Genomic DNA, 15,688 nt, shown 5'->3' with positions numbered 1-15,688 from the left:
CTTTGGTTTTGATATCAGTGCTCGAGAGCAGTTCGTAGGGAGATGGCGGCACAACATCAGGCCTTGTTGCATCTTGTCGGTCAAGGCGACTGGTCGGATCAGCAAGTGTTGGGCAAGATCCGTGAATTAGTACTGCCGGCCATCGAACGTCACGGAGAGATTGAAGCTTGGATCATCGATGATACGGGCTTTCCTGAGAAGGGGCGGCATTCGGTCGGCATTGCGCGGCAATATTGCGGTCAGTTGGGTAAGCAACCCATTTGCACGCCACATGCTTTCGAACCGCTTTGAGCAAAAGATCGTGCGGGATGTTGTCGAATAGTCCTTTGATGTCGAATTCAAGAACCCAATCATACTTCCAGCACCGCTCGCGCGTAACACCCACAGCATCCAGGGCCGATTTCTTCGGTCTGTAACCATAGGAGTCTGGAAGAAAAATTGGATCAAGAATCGGTTCAAGGTACTGCGCAACGACCATCTGCGCGATGCGATCGCTGACGGTCGGAACACCCAGAATCCTTTCGCCATCTCCCCCCTTTTTCGGAATGGAGACTGCACGCACCGACGGAGGAAAGTAGCTGCCCGGCTCATCCGATTCCAGATCTTATAAAGATTGCCCTTCAGATCTTTATCGAACCCCCGAGCGTCTGCCCGTCCACGCCAGCCGCACCACGTTTGGATTTAACCGCCTTATAAGCCCGAACAACACTTCTCTTATCGATGCTAAACGGCTTGTTTGTCGTGATCGTTGTATTCATCCTGTCTCCAGTTGGTCCATGATCACAACCGTCCTGTTCCGACCCCTTTGCTCCGGCCCCCATTACAGAGCCTTCAAAGCTCTTACGAGTCGGCCCGCCCCAGACTTTGGCATTGGTGCTCTCGCCTCGCGATTTTGGTCGCTTCAGTTTCTCCCTTGGCATCCAGAGTCTGGTTCCTGCAGTTCCACGCGAAAGCCTGCATCCGCTTCACGCCCCCTCTACGCCGGTTGCTGCCTACCCAGTAGTCAGGTTGCCGATAGGCATATCCCAGAAGATTGAGCGCTTCTGGTTTTAGCAACGTTCACCGGCTTTCGACGCGTCATCGAGGGTTCATTTTCATTCGTCTCGCGAACGCTCACCTGCCCGAATTCTCTTCGGACTTTTGATCCAACGCTCACGACCACGCCTTTTGAGCGCAGCCGCTTGGACTCGTTTGAGGCCCGCGCCTGTACGCCGACCCCGGGGGGCCCACCCCATCTTTTCGCGCAACTTACGCACATGGCTAGGCGTTCATCTCGAACTCTCCTTTCCTACGCTGCTGCAGCACACGCTCAATGGCTGGCCTGCATGACTCCCCTGCCGACGCTTCGCCAGCGCCCTCACGGACGCTGCCGCACGGCTCGGGGCCGAGTGGGACGCTACTCCTTCATCGTAATGGACTCTCACCATCTACTCCTTGCCGGCCTCCCGGCGCACACTCAGTAAGACTAGGAAGGTACGATGATCCACCTTATCCATTGGTCGGACTCGACCGACTCTCTACAACGTGGTTGCATCTGGTTATTGCTAAAACCATTTGGGAGTTATTGGGAATGAAAACGCTCGTTTTGACTGCTGCGCTGACGCAGCGCGGTTCCCGCCGCTCAAGCGCAATATCTCAGCGGCACTGGATCGAATCCTAGCACGCACACATCGTCCGGATACACCCTCAGCAACGGCACCTACGTGGCACCCTATGTTGCTACGAATCCGAACGGCACCCAGCGCGATAATTTCGGTACGAGCGGCAACTTAAATCCCTACACTGGCTCGACCGGCACGCGCACGCCGCGTTATTGAGGTCAGCTTGCATGACCGATTTCAAGACTGATCTAATCAAAATACGGGAAGCCTTCGTCTAGGAGCGTCGCCGTGTCGTGAAACCGCTGAGGCCACAAGGCCTCACATGCGAGCACAAACATAGCGGCACGGCAGATGTTGTCACCCTGCAGGCCGCCAAGGTCGAAGCGATTGACCGAGCGATAGCCGACGAAAATCGGCTCGGGTCGACGACCTCTACAAAGCCATTGTTTTGCAATGAGAAAGGCCCGCCAGGTTCCGCTGGCGGGCCTCATCGTTCACCGCCTCAGCCGGCGGGCGTGTGCTGCCAGCCGCTGCCTGTTGCGGGCTTTCTGAGATCTGCGCCGGCGCTTCATGGCTGCCTCGCCATGAGCTGGTCCATGATCATGTCGATGACCTTGATCTGAGCTTCCGACAGGCGTGCAAGCTTCTCGCTGGAGCTCTCCGGCTTGGCCGCGGCCTTGCCCATCCGTCGCGCCTGAAGCATCTGCTGCAGGTCCAAGAGCTCGCCCGTGATCAGCCAATTCATGCTGATGCCATGGCCGAGACAGTAGGAAGCGAGTTCTGCACTCATGGTCCGCCCGACCCAAGGAGGTGACGGCAAATGCCACTCATTCGCTAGCCACAGGAGACGGCGGTTCATGTGCAGGGGGAATGCTGCATCGTCATTGCGTAGCTGACCTTCCCGCCTAGTTTGCCACTCTCGGCGCCGTTTGGCGATGTTGCGCCGGCGGGTGAGAGCAAGCCCAGTTGCCTTGGCTTTGCGGGATTTTTTCGCCATAGCTCAGCCCTCGAGTCGCTGATCGCAAGCGTCCATTCCACCCCCAAGAAGGAAGTTAGCGGCGGCATGACTCGGCGCCCAACCGTCAGATACAGGCGCTGTCCCTACCACGCGCGCCGCTAACTTCAACGGCCCCAGCCTCAAGCGGCAGAAGCTGACCGTCGGACGTATCCGTCCAGGAAAACTTCACTGGCACAACTACCAGGACTGGCCGTCGCAAGTGGCTTGGCTATCAGTCTGGGATCGGAAGCAGCGCGGGCACGACTTGGCGCCGGATCATCCAGCTTGGGGAGCCTATTGTGATCAGGCGCTGTTCACCGCGTCCGCGCTGCCAATTGAGGTTGGCAGCGACGCGACTCAGCGCCGACCTTCTGCGTAGATAGCGTTGTCCCTACCACGCGCCCTAACCTCAACGGTTCTGTATTCGGGCTAGCTTTCCAAAAGCTGACGAGAGCCCGACGCAATTCACAAAACGAAAAAGGGTTCTTCCTTGGCCGACCTTTGTCACTACCGCTGCTCCTTGCGGAACTCACCCCAATTCTACACTGATCTCGTCCAGCGCGTCCGCTAGCGTCCTCAGAAACGGTTGATGCCAATCGTATTCATCAGACAGCAGCCAAGCCGGTAGACTGGCGACGTAACGGCTCAGAGCGATGACGCCCATAAGCGTTGTGGGTTTGGAGTGGATGAGCACATCTGCGTACTCCTCGAGAGCCAACCTCGCTTTCTCGCTGATTGCGTCGGCAGCATCAAATTCAGGTCCTTCGACAAGTTTTGCGGATATGGATACCACGGCATCGTGTTGCGCGGAAAGCCCGCGGTGATGCTCGGCGGATTCAATCGATCGTCGCAACACCAGACTTGGAGGTTGCGATGGGCATTCGAAAGCGACGATCACTGCGATCTGGACGGGCGCCGTTACCGTCCCCCGAAAGGCCGCCAGTTGCGGGGCGATCTGAACTTCAACGGTTCTGGTTGGGGATTGCTCAGGGAATGACCAGCGAGGATGCTGCGCTAACAGCTGGTACGTCGCAGGCTGTGGGAACCAGATTGTTCCGAAAGGCAGGCGGAATGCCACCAGCGACGTTCAGATCTTCAGCCAAGCCGCCATGCGGGCGGTATCTCTCTTTTGCGGAACGCGAGGAGATTGCACTTCTTCGCGTTCAGGGCCTTTCGCGGCGCGAGATCGGGCGCCGTCTTAGTCGATCTGCTTCGACCATTTCCCGTGAGTTACGACGCAGCGCCGCGACGCGTAGTGGCGGCTTGGAGTAGCGAGCCGAGAGCGAGCGCAAAAGATCCAGCTCATACTGGTTGAGGCTTCCCTTCAGCCCCAGAAGCAGTCGGTCGTTGCCGTGCCGCGGAGCATAGACAGCTTCCTGGTCAACCAGCACACCGTGTCGACGACGCGACACATCTCGATCAGCTGTTGCCAATCCCGGCTATTGCGGGCGAAGCACGAGAGCTACCGCGGACAGATTGCGCCGACCTTGCCGAGGCACACTTCAGCCACCATCCGCTCGAAGCCCGCGCGTTGGACGCAGCCGGCAGCGGAACGTCCAAGATCATCGTCGATCACCTCGATCTTAGACCACCCCAGCGCCGTCAATCGGTCGCGCATCGCGTATTGCAACGCGTTGCTCTCACGATTGTGCAGCACCCGATGGGCGGAGGACTGACGCACATGGAGGATCGCCTTGCGCTCAAGGTGGTGAGGGCGGACCTTGTCACTGATCATGACCGTCTTCCCTCTTCGCGAGCGTTGCGCTCAGCCGCGCATGGTCCAGCACCAACTGCGTCACCAGGTTCACCAGCGCATCCTGCGCCTCCTTCGGCAGCTCCCGCCACTCTGGAACCCCAACGGCGCTGTGCGCGATGCCACCCGCGAACAGGTCCATCTGATGCATGCCGAACCGCCGGTTGCGCCGAACCGGGTTCGCCGATATCGCCGTCGTGCTTGCCATGAGCCTCTCCCCGATTCTGGTCGTGAGAGACTCCGCATGCACCGGAAAGCGGTTCATTCAATGATGATGCCGCGCTCTTGACCATTGAATCGAGAAGCGACGACAACGCGTTGAGCGCTTCCAGGCTGACAAAGGGCTCCGCCGTTACCGCCCGCGCTGCTAGCTCAACATTCTTCCGTACCGTGCGGGGAGCTACCTTCATTGATGGGCACGTCGAAGGCCGACGCGATGGGAACCAATGGAGGAGTCTCGGCACTTGAAATAACTTTCAGGCGGGAGCGCTTGTCGCTCCAATCAGTGAGAGCCTCGAGATTCAGGCGAGTCGAAGCCAGTTCATTCCAGGATCTCGCCACCTCATGCCATCTCTCTTGTCGTGCGGGCAAAAGCTCAAGCATCCTTTGCGCCTTGCGTGCAGCCGAGAACTTCCCGACGCGCTTAGCCTCTTCCAGGGTCTTGCGCAGCTTCGCCTCGATTTGTTTCCATCCGTGGCCGGTAGATCTACCCTCGATGAAGTAATCGATGGAGATACGGAAGGTCAGAGCGCGGGTTGCGGCGGCTTCCGAGTCCAATTCGGGTTCGTTCAACCATTTTCGAAGAGCTTCGAGCCGCTCTCGCATGCTAAGGGAGGGATCGTCGCCATCCTCGAATATCAAGAATGAGCCGAATGACGCGATATCGAGTTGCAGGTCCAGATCTTGCGCTTCTAGCCAACTGACGATTGCTTCTATTGGCGACATCGCTTTAGCTCCTTGCAGTCTTGATTGTGCTCGTGACTGGTAGGGTAGGCGCTGAAAGCGATTTGGCTCAGAGAAGATCGCGCTAGTCAACTACAAGAATTTGTAGGTAACGAAAATCGGCTATGTGCTTAGCTTCCGAACATCCGTCGCGGTGACGGCGCTTCGGGCTCGCAGCGGAGAGGGCCAATCATGGAGCGCCTTGCGCTATGCCAAGCTACCTTACCAACTATAACTTAAAAGGAACCCATTCCGATCTATACGAGATCTTCCTGGAAAAAGCGCTAGGGCGTCTGGAAGGTAGTGACGACTATTGGGGCACCTACCCAATGCCACCCTGCATGGCCAAACTAAACTACGTCGAATCGCGGTCGCTAGACGGCGGAAAACAGCAAATGGCGAAATGGGTCTTTAGGACACACGCAGGGCAAGCTCAGATATTTCCCACTCGGAGAGGCTTCGCTCTTGTGTTCGATGACAAGACGTTGGGGCTCTACGCTTCACCGGCTGCTGCGGCAAAAGATTTAACCAATGGCAGATGCGCGTGGCCCTTCGCAGGGGACCCATCCAAGATGGGCATTCCGGAGAAAATCGGCGAGTGGCAATGGGTGCCCTAGCTTAGCTAGTGTCCGTCCATAAACGGGATTTTTCCGCGCTTGATCGGGCGGGAGCGCTGGTGCATGGCCGCAATTTGGCCGGAGCAAGTCATTGGTAACGACAGTTCGCGAGAAGATTGCGGGCATTTTTGCGTTTTTCATTTGCGGCGGGCGTGTCGAAGCGCGCCGCGAACAGCAGCGTCGGGGCCGATGCCGTTGAGTGGGGTCAGACGCTAGCGAACCTGGCCAATAGCGCCATGTTGTAGGCGACGACCGACGACCAGACATAGGCCTGGAAGTGCGCGAGCCCGCGCCAGGTACAGCGACCCGGGCCGAAGGCTCGCTTCAAGCACGAGATGTTGGCTTCGATGCCGGCGCGGAAGTTGCGCAGCTTGCGATAGATCCAGTGGCTCTTGACCATGTCTTCGACCGTGAGCCTGCACTTCTTGTGGAATGCCATCCCTTTCGATTACGAGATGTATTGGCTTGCTCGCCAGTGATCCCGCAACGCCTGGTCCTCGCGTCCATGCTGCCGTGCTTGGCGAACAGGAGGTCCATCGTTTGCGGGGAGATGTTCAGCGACTTGGCCACGGCCAAGGCGTTTGGATTGGCTGGCACCGAGACCAGCGAGGTCTCGACCAGCTCGCTGCGAACGAAGGTCACGCCCCAATCGCTGCCTTCGCGCTGCTTGCTTTCGAGGGGTCTGAAGCCGACGCTGACGGCGCGCAGGATGCCCGCGTCGATCAGCTTCCTGATTTCACCGATGCGCTCGGACGTGCCGAACGGGGGCCATCTCAAGCTGGCCCCGGAGCTGCTTGTTCTCGACGCGCCTAGCCCTCATCGCGAGTTCTTATTGAAAGGATGGTTCGGGTCTGTTGGGAAGCCGTCATCATCGATATCAAGGCCGTAACCACGCAATTCGATCACCCTTTTAGTTCGGTCATGACATGCTTTGCATAGCGATTGCAGCTCGCCGAGCGCAAACTTGTTCCAGTCGCCCTTGTGCGGCTCGACGTGGTCGGCAACGGTCGCGATAGCGACGAGGCCGCGATCCAGGCAGAATTTGCACAGCGGATGCGCCTGAAGCTGCAGCTTGCGGCGGCGTGCCAGAAGCCCGTGTCGTAGAAGTGCCTCCACTCGCTGCTGGGCCTGCTCATCCGATCAGCGCCGCTCGTGGCCGCTGATTTAAATTCTGCGAGGCTCGCGTTGCCCAACGGCTATTGTCAAGCTCGTAGCAGCCGTCATTGTTCTTTCTGTCGAGCGTATGGCCACCGGGCGGCTCGCCCATGTTGGCCAGGAAGGCTTCGAAGCTCCGACGCCAGCGGTCGCAGATTGTGATGCCGCGCCCGCCGTAGTTTTTGAAGGCCTTCGTGCGCGGGTTCGTGCACCGTTGGATCATCGCCTCCCAGCTATGATAGACTCGCGTCTTTTGATGGCGGCCAGCATGTCCATGACGGGGACGTTTCCGGCGTCCGATCTGCGCGGCTTGATCCCGTTTCAAGCAGCCTCATGAGCGCGTGCCGCGTCGGAGATGACCGCTGATCGCTTCGATCTGCTCCCCGCAATCGCACTCGTAGAGCCAACAGATGCCTCCGCGGGTTCTACCGACCTCGATCCGAACCACCAGTCGCCCGAACCGCTGGCCAGTGAGATTGATCTTCGCTGGCATGAACACCTAGCCTATCAACGCTTCAATATCGACCGGCTTCATCGTGGTGCGGTCGCGCGAGCGCAGGCCGAGCAGCATGGCGAGCGCCACCGCGCCGTCGATGCGAAACCGGGCCTTGTCCTTGTCGAGCTTGCGATTGCCAGCCGGGTCCATCGTGGTTGAGATTGGTCTCGCCGGTCTTGCGGATGACGTTCGAATGCAAAAACTCCGTGAGGTGTTTGACTATTGGGTCCGACTAGACCGCGACAATTGTGAACTGGTTCGCGCTGGTGTGAACTGGTTCGCGCTGGCCTGCTTCGATTTCGGCGGCCATCGTCGTACAGAACAAACGAACTGCCTTACACAAGTAGCCAACTTAAGCTGGCGTATGTTGATGATGAAATCCTCAAGCGTGGCATTTTCCGCCTTGCGGAGGCTCTTGACTGCATCGGTGGTCAGCTTGCACACCCAAATCAGGGCAAACTCTTGCCGGCTCTTGAGGCAGCCCTTCTCCTCGACCAGATACAGAAGGATTTTCCAACCGCATTCGATGGCAATCAGTGGTGGAGACGCCGTGTACCGGGTTGGATGAATACCTACGTAGTTCAACGTTTACGCAATGCTCATGCTAGTGGAAGTGGATATCTGTATAGCGGTTTGGACGCCGTGAAGGAGGCAATAGCGGAACTTCCGTTGGTCCAGAAATATCTTGACCGTAAGGCAAGTTCGGAATGACCTGCGAGCAGAAAATCACTTCGCCAAAATGCACGCCCGCCTGATCGCCCAACGACTACACTGTGCTCGAAGACGGCCAACCCATCGGCCATACGGCTCGGCGCGACCGAAGATAGATGGAGGCGGGGGGCGGGTCCTTTGGGGCCTGCCGAACAAGCGGGGTACGCGCGACCGCGCCTGTTGAGGATATCTGCTGCGAGAAACTTCATGGTTGCAGTTGGTCTCACTCAATGTCGGTCTCCCGATAGGGACTAAATTCCGCATCGCGCGAAATGACAGGGCGGGCCACGGGCCGACACCGCTCACGAAGCCACGCACCGCCCTTCATTGCGGCTGGCGCAGCCGAATGCCGCACCATCGACTACAAGAGCACGAGCCGCGGCAGCTTGAATGATCTTACGACGGTTGGCGTCGAGCCCCCGTATGCACTCCTCGTCTGTCTCATCGAGGTTACTGGGGGCGCGCGTTCATCTCGTACGCGACGCCCACGATCCCAAATGGTACGACCACCTCAGTCATCCTTTCGGGGACCAGTATCATTTCGATGGCGTGACCTTTGAGACCGTCCCAACGAGACCGGCGGAATGCGCCGCCGTTATGCGCCGGGTCCTTGACCAAATGGCAAATGCTGGTGGAGCAGCCACATCCCCAATCTTCGACGGTCAGGGTCGATACATTCCACTTGCTCGCTGAGTTTGATTGCCGGGTCCGGTTGGGGGGGCATTCGCGATCCGGGCCGCTAAGCCGTCGCGACAGTGAGAGGCTCCAAACCTGCACATGGGATATTTTTCCTGCCCGTTTTCGACAATTTGCGGCGGTCAAAACGAAAGCGCCGCCGCGCTCGAGATCTGAGTGGTTGATAGGAACTTCCCTGCCCCCCGGCCCACTTAGAGCCTAGGGACGGGCTGTTTGCACGCGGCTCTGATAATTTTACCTAGCCCGTGACAACGGAGGACCGTTGCAGGTGATGAGATCAATGGCTTCCGTCTTGCTGTTGGGCTGCGTGGAAGAGGTATGCCAGCTAAAGTTCTGTATGAACCTTACTGCGCCAAGCCACACTGGTCACCCCGATCTGCACCAGCTGTCTTTCTTCCGTAAAGGCGAAACGGGGTGTGAGGTACCTATACGCCCAGCACAAAACGTCGCGATGGGCGAGGTGCGTTCGTCTCAACTCGCCCGCATAGTGAGCTAGCCTCACTCGCGGGAGCGTTCTGGCGGTTGGGGATTGCTGGCAGGATTGCTGTCGAACTTAGATATTTGATTGATGATCCCGCTACGGGCGACCGGCTGCAAGTCCGCTTCTAGCGCGTCAGCAATCTCCCTTTCATAGACCTCTTGATCATCCACGTAGAGCGTAAAGGATTTCAAATATTTTTCCTTCTTCGTCGGATCTTCGATTGTTGCCTTCGTCCACCGATAGAGCGGATAACTTTTGACGCCGTTTTGCTCTGCCGCGGCGACATACTCCGCAAAGGCGTCGAACTGACATTTCGGTGCCGCGCCATGCGCCGTGAGTATATCGAATAGAGGCCTCAGTGCCGGATCGCGAAAATTTCGACGTATTGATTCCGCTACCGCAGTATCGCGGACATCAAACCTAACTTGATATTGCCACTGAGAGGTCACGAGGTCGTACCGTTTCACGATGCATTGGCTCATTCTACGCCAGTTCGCTCTGGTTACAAAACGAGGCATCGCCGACTTCTGTCACAAAGCTCAGCAGACATTATGTGGCGAACTTTAGATTCGCGTCACTAGCCTAGTTTGGCGGATATGGATACCGCGGCATCGTATTGCGCGGAAAGCTCGCGGTGATGCTCAATCACATCAAAAATCGAATCGAATTCAGTCGCCATGGCGCATTTGCCCCAGGCCACGGGAGATCGGCACCAATCAATCCTGGTAGGTGCTTGCGGCACGTCTCCGCGCTACTTCTTGCTCGCACCCCTGAGAATTCAGCCCTCCCGGGGAGCCAAGGTGGTCAGTCTCGCTAATCCAGAGGCGAAGGCTGGCCACCAAAGTTTGCGGCGTGTGGTAGGGACAGCGCTTCAGGGTTTGGTCCACTACGCGAGCGCCGAGTCATCGTCGCAAACTTCGCTGGCAGCGCGGACGTGGTAGGGACAGCGTCGGATTCTCGCATCTCTGACTGGCGTCACGTCCGCGCTGTTTTTTTTGCTATTCCCTTATTTTGTGACAGATGTCGAGTGTGGATCAGCTGATGACGCCGTTGCAGAAAATTCGGGGACTGGGTGAATTTCGCTAATCGGCAGCGCTGGCACCTAGTTGGAGTGTGCGTGGTGGCCGTGTACGCTGCCGACCAATCCTGGTAGGTGCAACGGAGACCATTCTTCGATAATAAAATGTGAGGGCATACCCGTGGACGTTCACCCCGACGCGGCCTGTGCCTGGCAGCGCGGGCGCGTAGGGACAGCGTCCGACTACGCCGCGGACGCCGAGTCGCGTTCGCGCGGCCTCCTCCAGTCCGCGCGCGTGCGCCGCAGAGCGGAGCAAATACGATGCCGAGATTTATTGCCTCGTACGATCTGAAAGAGACCAAACCAGACGCGCACGAAGATTTCGCCGATAAAGCGATCGAGCACGGATGGTCTCCATGGATTTTGGACCATGATCAAACTACCCTTTTTACTCTTCCTAGCACTACCTTGCATGGGTCGTTCGTCGATCAAACGCACGCGGTCGCCGCTCTCAACGCAACAAGGGCGGAGACGGAAAAAGAGCTTGGGATCAAGGTCATAATGGAAAAATGGCTGGTCGTTCGATACGAAGCCATGCCAGACTTTGACTCCAACGAAAGAGAGAAGACGGGCTAGAGCATTCGTCACTTAAGTTGACGCATAGCCTGCGTGTCGAAAGTAGTTTGCACATTCCTGTGCTGAGAAGGCATCAAGTACCTCGCCGATCTTGTCCCAGAGTGCGTCGCGGGTTCGCGCGGCGGCCTTGCGCAGGAGAGCCTTGAGCTTGGCGAAGAGCATCTCGATGGGGTTGAGGTCGGGTGAGTAAGGCGGCAGGAAGACCAGCGTTGCGCCCCTGGCCTGGATGATTTTCTTCACCTCTTCGCCTTTGTGAGCTGGCAGGTTGTCGATCACCACCATGTCTTCCGCCGCGAGGGTGGGAGCGAGCACTGCCTCAACATAGGTGAGGAAGGCGTCGCGATTCATGGGGCCATCCAAGACCCAGGGAGCGCTGATGCCGTCGCAGCGCAAGCCAGCGGTAAAGGTGGTTGTCTTCCAATGTCCCCAAGGCTGCTGGCCGATCAGCCGCTGGCCTCTGGGACAGCGTCCATAGCCACGGACCATCTTGGTATTGGTCCCAGTCTCGTCGACAAAGACCAGCTTCTTGGGATCAAGGCCTGTTTGGCGGACCCGCCATTGCTCACGCGCCTGAGCAACGTCGGGCCGATCCTGTTCGGCGGCGTGCAGGCTTTTTTTTGAAGCTGATGCCATGGCGCTTGAAGAAGCGACGGATCGAGCCCTCCGTCGTCTGCAGCCCCAGCGCCTGCTGTATGCGCTGCGCCAATTCTACCAAGGTCAGATCCGGTTCCTTGGCGTTGAGTTCCAGCAACCAGGCTCGATGCGGCTCCAACGGAGACCGGCTTCTGCCACCGCGCGGCGTCGGGCTGACACTGCCGGTCGCATCGTTCCGCTCAGTCCAGCGCACCGCTGACGAGGCGCTCACCCGATACATCCGTGCCGCTTCCCGTCGCGACGTCCCAGCCGCCACTTCCGCCACAAGCCGGCTGCGAAGATCGTTCGAATAGGCTTTTCCCTTCATCTGAGCCCCCAAATCTGGTGGAGCCCAGCGACTCATATTCGCGGCAGTTCGGGAATCCCCCCGGCCATCACAATCGATTCAACTCAGCCGCCGAATGCTCTAGCAGCTAGCCAACAGCTTGGATTTCCCACCTGGCGTGGCGCGAGGCGATTGATCGAGCAGATCAAGACCGAAAAGGGCATAAACATTACACCGACGGATAATCTCTACCATTGCGCTGTGAAAGGCGGCGCGAAAAAGTGTTTTTCATAAGCACTCGAAGGAAGCGGGCGCACTTCTCGAGAAAGTTCGAGGCTGGAAGACGGTATAAACTCGCCCTCTGATGCAATATTTCCTTAGAAGATGAACCGTAAAGTTGATCGAGCACAAGTTTTCTGCACCGGCCAAGCCAACGCCGACACGCTGGCCATTTCATGCGCGTCAACGGTTTCGGCAGATCAAGGATCGTCTTCGGGGCGCTGAGTTCGGCAAGCGCGCTTGACCGCTTCGAGTGCGTGATAATCAGTCTTTTACTTTTCCTAAAACGCCCACCTACATCGGCATTGTCATAGAGAACTCTAGGCAAGGAGCTATGGCTGATTCTGGGTGACGCGGCCTGATCAGGCGGCGTGGCTTTCAGCGGTCGGAGTGACCTCGATGCCGTCAGTAAACTTTACACCGGCGATGACCTTCGGCAACTGATTTGTTCCTTTCAGTCGGCGCCAGGTCTTCGATGCGGCGTCGGTCAACTTGAACACCATCAGCTTCGCGGATTTCGGCGAGAGCGTCTTTCGTTCGAACCGTCCGGTGCCGCACCGGGGCGAACACGCTCTCGATCGGATTCGAGGTGCGCAGATGAACCCAATGCTCAGCGGGGAAGTCGAAGAACGCGAGCAGCGCCTCACGATCCTTGATCAAGCACTCGACCGCAGGCCCGTATTTGGCACGGTATTTCTCGACGAAGGTGTCGATCGCGGTTTCGGCGTTCGCCCGGCTCGGTGCCAGATAGACGTTCCGCAGATCGTTCTTCATCGCGCCCTGGACGGATTTGGCGGCCTTGTCGAGCACGTTGCTGACTTTGTGGCACCAGCACCGCTGGTGTCGCGTGCCGGGGAAGACCTCGTCGAGGGCCTTCCAGAACCCCAGCGCGCCGTCACCGACCGCCACTTCAGGAGCGATCCGCAGGCCGCACTGCTTCACATCGATCAAGAGCTCACGCCAACTCTGGGCGCTCTCGCGGGCGCCCACCTGGAAGCCGACCAATTCCTTGCGGCCCTCCGGCGTCGCACCGACCAGCACCAGGATACATTCGTTGTGATCCTCCATCCGGGCCTGCAAATAAACGCCATCGGCCCAGAGATAGATAGACGTAGCGCCGCGCCGACAGGTCACGTCGCTGCCAACGCTCGTACTCGGCCTGCCAGTCGGCCGTCAGGCGTGCAATCACGGACGGCGACAGGTTCGGCGCATCCTTGCCGAGCAGCACCGACAGCGCGTCCTGCAAGTCGCCAGTCGAGATGCCGCGCAGGTAGAGCACTGGCAGCAGGGCATCCAGGCTCTTGGTGCGCCGCGCCCACAGCGGCAGGATCGCCGAGCTAAAGCGGATCCGATTGGCCCCGCAGGCGCCGCGGTCCCGAACCTTCGGCCGGGCGACCTCCACCGGGCCGATGCCGGTCTGAATTTGCCGCGCCGGTCCATAGCCGTGCCGGACCAGCCGGGCCCGGCCGTCGGGCAGTGTCGGCTCGGACGTGCTGGCCAGAAACGTATCGACCTCGATCTCGACCGCCCTGGCAAGCAGCTCACGCGCCCCAGCGCGCAGGATATCGGTCAGTGGATCGTCAACCGTGGAGGGCTGACGAAAAGCAAGAACGTTGGTAGTCTCGGTCATCGCGTATCGCTCTCCTTGAGAGATCTGGCAGGCTGGACACCCGCCTCGATACGCCGCCTCTCTCAACCCGTCATCACCCAGTTTCGGCCATAGCTCCTAGGCAAGGCCCCTGCGCTCTAAGCAGAACGGCTTCCATTGCCAGCCTGCAAAGCACTAAGGAACGCAGTCTTCGCCTGCTCCCGCTGCTGATCCTGTGACACCGGCATAGAATGTACGCAACACACCCTGCACGTGCGTCGTGGACTGACAAGTGGCGGCGTATGAACGCTGGGTTCCGCTGCCAGCACTGAAATTGCTGCTTCCGCCGCATCATCGCAATGCCGCAGCCTCCTAGCTGCCCACGCCCTGAAATGGACCCGCGGAGCGGGACCGCTTGAACCGGTTTGTTAGTTGGAAACTGACCGCTCCTGATCCGTTTCTATCACGCTGCGAGAAACCCTGTCTGCTGCTGTTGCTGTGTGATGGGGTGGACACCCCTCGACGGCATCGATATGCCAAAGTGTGAGGGATGTTGAACCGTCACAAAAGAGGAGGCGTCCGTGAAGGAAGTTAGCACGATTGGACTAGACTTGGCGAAACATGTTTTTCAGGCACATGGCGCAGACGCTGGCGGCGACGGTTTTCCGCAAACAGCTGCGTCGTGACAAAGTGCTGGCTTTCTTTGCCCGGCAGCCAGCGTGCCTGGTAGCGATGGAAGCCTGCGCCAGCGCCCACTACTGGGCTCGTGAGATTGGCAAGCTGGGTCACACAGTGCGGCTGATTCCACCGCCTATGTAAAGCCCTTTGTAAAGCGCCAGAAAAGCGATATGGCCGATGCAGAGGCGATTTGCGAAGCGGCCCAACGCCCCACTATGCGCTTTGCCGCCGCGCAGAGTGAGGACCAGCAGGCAAGCGCGGTCGTGTTTCGCGCTCGCGATCTTTTAGTCCGACAACGTACTCAGATCATAAACGCGTTGCGAGGTCACCTCGCCGAATACGGCATGGTCGTTGCAAAGGGGGCGTCCAATGTCGCCGCGTTGGTTGAGCACGCGCAAGCTTCCGGGAGCAGCGTGCCAACGGCGGCGCAACCGGCGCTCGATATCCTGGTCAAGATGCTGGGGATGCTGGGAGAGCAAATCAAACAGCTCGATATTGAGATCGCGCGACGAGCCCGAGAAGAGGAAGTTGCTCGACGGCTTATGACGATTCCTGGCATCGGCTCAATCACGGCGACAGCTCTGATGGCGCTAGCGCCTGCCCCTGAAAACTTCAAACGTGGCCGGGATTTCGCCGCGTGGTCGGGGTTGACGCCGCTGCAACGTTCCACTGGTGGAAAACAGAAGCTCGGCCAAATATCCACAATGGGTGAGCGAACGCTGCGGCGTCTCCTCATCATCGGGCCAGTGCGGTGGTGAAGCTGGCTCGCCGACGCGGTGCATCACAAGGGACATGGCTGGAGCGCATGCTCGCTCGTAGGCCGCCCATGCTTGTCGTCGTCGCTTTTGCCAACAAGATGGCTGTACCGTTTGGGCTTTGACAGTCAACGGTGGGGTCTACCAAGCTCCGGTCGCAAGCGGCTTAATCGCTTAGTCCGCCCGACCAGAGGTCGTCGAGGAGGTAGGAAGGTCAAACGGAAGGTACGGCGCAACAGTCGATGAGACAGGGTCAGGAAAACCAGTACATGCCCAGGTGCTTCCAAGCACGCTGCTGTGATTTGGATCTGATCCGCGAACTCCCATACGGGCCCGCGACATCTGACGGTCGCAATAAAGGCCGGA

Annotated in this window: 11 protein-coding genes and 7 pseudogenes; 5 read left to right on the top strand and 13 right to left on the bottom strand. The window is 58.5% G+C overall.

The features are described 5' to 3' along the window. Positions 1–48: 48 nt before the first annotated feature. A pseudogene (locus NLM33_RS35205) lies at positions 49–264 on the top strand (transposase); the annotation flags it as partial. On the opposite strand, the pseudogene NLM33_RS35200 reads toward NLM33_RS35205, so the two are convergent. From NLM33_RS35200 to NLM33_RS35190, 3 genes and pseudogenes are all read right to left on the bottom strand, one after another. Next, positions 256–758, bottom strand: a pseudogene (locus NLM33_RS35200) (reverse transcriptase domain-containing protein); the annotation flags it as partial. The pseudogenes NLM33_RS35205 and NLM33_RS35200 overlap by 9 nt on opposite strands. A 1,411-nt stretch (positions 759–2,169) precedes the next feature. Beyond that, positions 2,170–2,391 carry a hypothetical protein gene (locus tag NLM33_RS35195; protein ID WP_254103085.1) on the bottom strand — a complete coding sequence of 74 codons (222 nt, stop codon included), beginning with the start codon at positions 2,389–2,391 and terminating at the stop codon, positions 2,170–2,172. A 736-nt stretch (positions 2,392–3,127) separates the two neighbouring features. Next, positions 3,128–3,676, bottom strand: a complete 549-nt coding sequence (locus tag NLM33_RS35190) for a hypothetical protein (RefSeq protein WP_254106225.1) — start codon at positions 3,674–3,676, stop codon at positions 3,128–3,130. Between NLM33_RS35190 and NLM33_RS35185 the strand changes: the two are divergent. After that, positions 3,592–3,867 (top strand): annotated as a pseudogene (locus NLM33_RS35185) (helix-turn-helix domain-containing protein); the annotation flags it as partial. The gene NLM33_RS35190 and the pseudogene NLM33_RS35185 sit on opposite strands and share 85 nt — an antisense overlap. Before the next feature lie 193 nt (positions 3,868–4,060). On the opposite strand, the gene NLM33_RS35180 reads toward NLM33_RS35185, so the two are convergent. The 3 genes from NLM33_RS35180 to NLM33_RS35170 form a co-directional block, all read right to left on the bottom strand. After that, positions 4,061–4,333 carry a hypothetical protein gene (locus NLM33_RS35180; protein ID WP_254103084.1) on the bottom strand — a complete coding sequence of 91 codons (273 nt, stop codon included), beginning with the start codon at positions 4,331–4,333 and terminating at the stop codon, positions 4,061–4,063. Next, entirely contained in the window at positions 4,323–4,559 is a 237-nt protein-coding gene (locus NLM33_RS35175; RefSeq protein ID WP_254103083.1) for a hypothetical protein, read from the bottom strand. Before NLM33_RS35175 ends, NLM33_RS35180 begins: the two co-directional genes overlap by 11 nt. Before the next feature lie 164 nt (positions 4,560–4,723). Beyond that, the gene (locus NLM33_RS35170; protein WP_254103082.1) at positions 4,724–5,296 is read right to left on the bottom strand and encodes a hypothetical protein; all 573 of its coding nucleotides are present in this window, start codon (positions 5,294–5,296) and stop codon (positions 4,724–4,726) included. A gap of 206 nt (positions 5,297–5,502) precedes the next feature. Here NLM33_RS35170 and NLM33_RS35165 point away from each other — a divergent pair, with 206 nt between their 5' ends. Next, positions 5,503–5,910, top strand: a complete 408-nt coding sequence (locus tag NLM33_RS35165) for a hypothetical protein (RefSeq protein ID WP_254103081.1) — start codon at positions 5,503–5,505, stop codon at positions 5,908–5,910. Positions 5,911–6,115: 205 nt separating this feature from the next. Here the strand turns inward: NLM33_RS35165 and NLM33_RS35160 are convergent. From NLM33_RS35160 to NLM33_RS35145, 5 genes and pseudogenes are all read right to left on the bottom strand, one after another. Then, positions 6,116–6,355: pseudogene (locus NLM33_RS35160) on the bottom strand (ISNCY family transposase); the annotation flags it as partial. A gap of 134 nt (positions 6,356–6,489) precedes the next feature. Continuing rightward, positions 6,490–6,687 (bottom strand): annotated as a pseudogene (locus NLM33_RS49800) (HK97 family phage prohead protease); the annotation flags it as partial. A gap of 39 nt (positions 6,688–6,726) precedes the next feature. Next, positions 6,727–7,026 (bottom strand): HNH endonuclease, encoded by a 300-nt coding sequence (locus NLM33_RS35155; protein WP_254103080.1) that lies wholly within the window; start codon positions 7,024–7,026, stop codon positions 6,727–6,729. A 538-nt stretch (positions 7,027–7,564) separates the two neighbouring features. Next, positions 7,565–7,711 carry a hypothetical protein gene (locus NLM33_RS35150; protein WP_254103079.1) on the bottom strand — a complete coding sequence of 49 codons (147 nt, stop codon included), beginning with the start codon at positions 7,709–7,711 and terminating at the stop codon, positions 7,565–7,567. A gap of 1,755 nt (positions 7,712–9,466) precedes the next feature. Continuing rightward, the gene (locus NLM33_RS35145; RefSeq protein WP_254106061.1) at positions 9,467–9,898 is read right to left on the bottom strand and encodes a hypothetical protein; all 432 of its coding nucleotides are present in this window, start codon (positions 9,896–9,898) and stop codon (positions 9,467–9,469) included. An 890-nt stretch (positions 9,899–10,788) separates the two neighbouring features. On the opposite strand from NLM33_RS35145, the gene NLM33_RS35140 reads away from it, so the two are divergent. Then, positions 10,789–11,103, top strand: a complete 315-nt coding sequence (locus tag NLM33_RS35140) for a hypothetical protein (RefSeq protein ID WP_254103078.1) — start codon at positions 10,789–10,791, stop codon at positions 11,101–11,103. A gap of 12 nt (positions 11,104–11,115) precedes the next feature. Here NLM33_RS35140 and NLM33_RS35135 read toward each other — a convergent pair. Beyond that, positions 11,116–12,064, bottom strand: a protein-coding gene (locus tag NLM33_RS35135; protein WP_254096327.1) for an IS630 family transposase whose coding sequence is annotated in 2 segments (ribosomal slippage) — positions 11,116–11,721 and positions 11,723–12,064 — 948 coding nt in all. Because the reading frame shifts where the segments join, the coding sequence is not laid out codon by codon here. A 599-nt stretch (positions 12,065–12,663) separates the two neighbouring features. After that, positions 12,664–13,931: pseudogene (locus tag NLM33_RS35130) on the bottom strand (IS256 family transposase). Positions 13,932–14,470: 539 nt separating this feature from the next. Here NLM33_RS35130 and NLM33_RS35125 point away from each other — a divergent pair. Next, positions 14,471–15,500: pseudogene (locus NLM33_RS35125) on the top strand (IS110 family transposase). Positions 15,501–15,688: the final 188 nt, after the last annotated feature.

This window comes from Bradyrhizobium sp. CCGUVB1N3, assembly GCF_024199925.1.
GTDB lineage: Bacteria > Pseudomonadota > Alphaproteobacteria > Rhizobiales > Xanthobacteraceae > Bradyrhizobium.
Note: the sequence above shows the minus strand (reverse complement) of the source record. Positions and strands in the feature narration are given on the sequence as shown.

Bases quoted from the DNA above. Each gene is read 5' to 3' on its own strand.
- NLM33_RS35195 (WP_254103085.1), bottom strand. From the start codon at position 2,391: ATGAGTGCAGAACTCGCTTCCTACTGTCTCGGCCATGGCATCAGCATG.
- NLM33_RS35180 (WP_254103084.1), bottom strand. From the start codon at position 4,333: ATGATCAGTGACAAGGTCCGCCCTCACCACCTTGAGCGCAAGGCGATC.
- NLM33_RS35175 (WP_254103083.1), bottom strand. From the start codon at position 4,559: ATGGCAAGCACGACGGCGATATCGGCGAACCCGGTTCGGCGCAACCGG.
- NLM33_RS35170 (WP_254103082.1), bottom strand. From the start codon at position 5,296: ATGTCGCCAATAGAAGCAATCGTCAGTTGGCTAGAAGCGCAAGATCTG.
- NLM33_RS35165 (WP_254103081.1), top strand. From the start codon at position 5,503: ATGCCAAGCTACCTTACCAACTATAACTTAAAAGGAACCCATTCCGAT.
- NLM33_RS35150 (WP_254103079.1), bottom strand. From the start codon at position 7,711: ATGGACCCGGCTGGCAATCGCAAGCTCGACAAGGACAAGGCCCGGTTT.
- NLM33_RS35140 (WP_254103078.1), top strand. From the start codon at position 10,789: ATGCCGAGATTTATTGCCTCGTACGATCTGAAAGAGACCAAACCAGAC.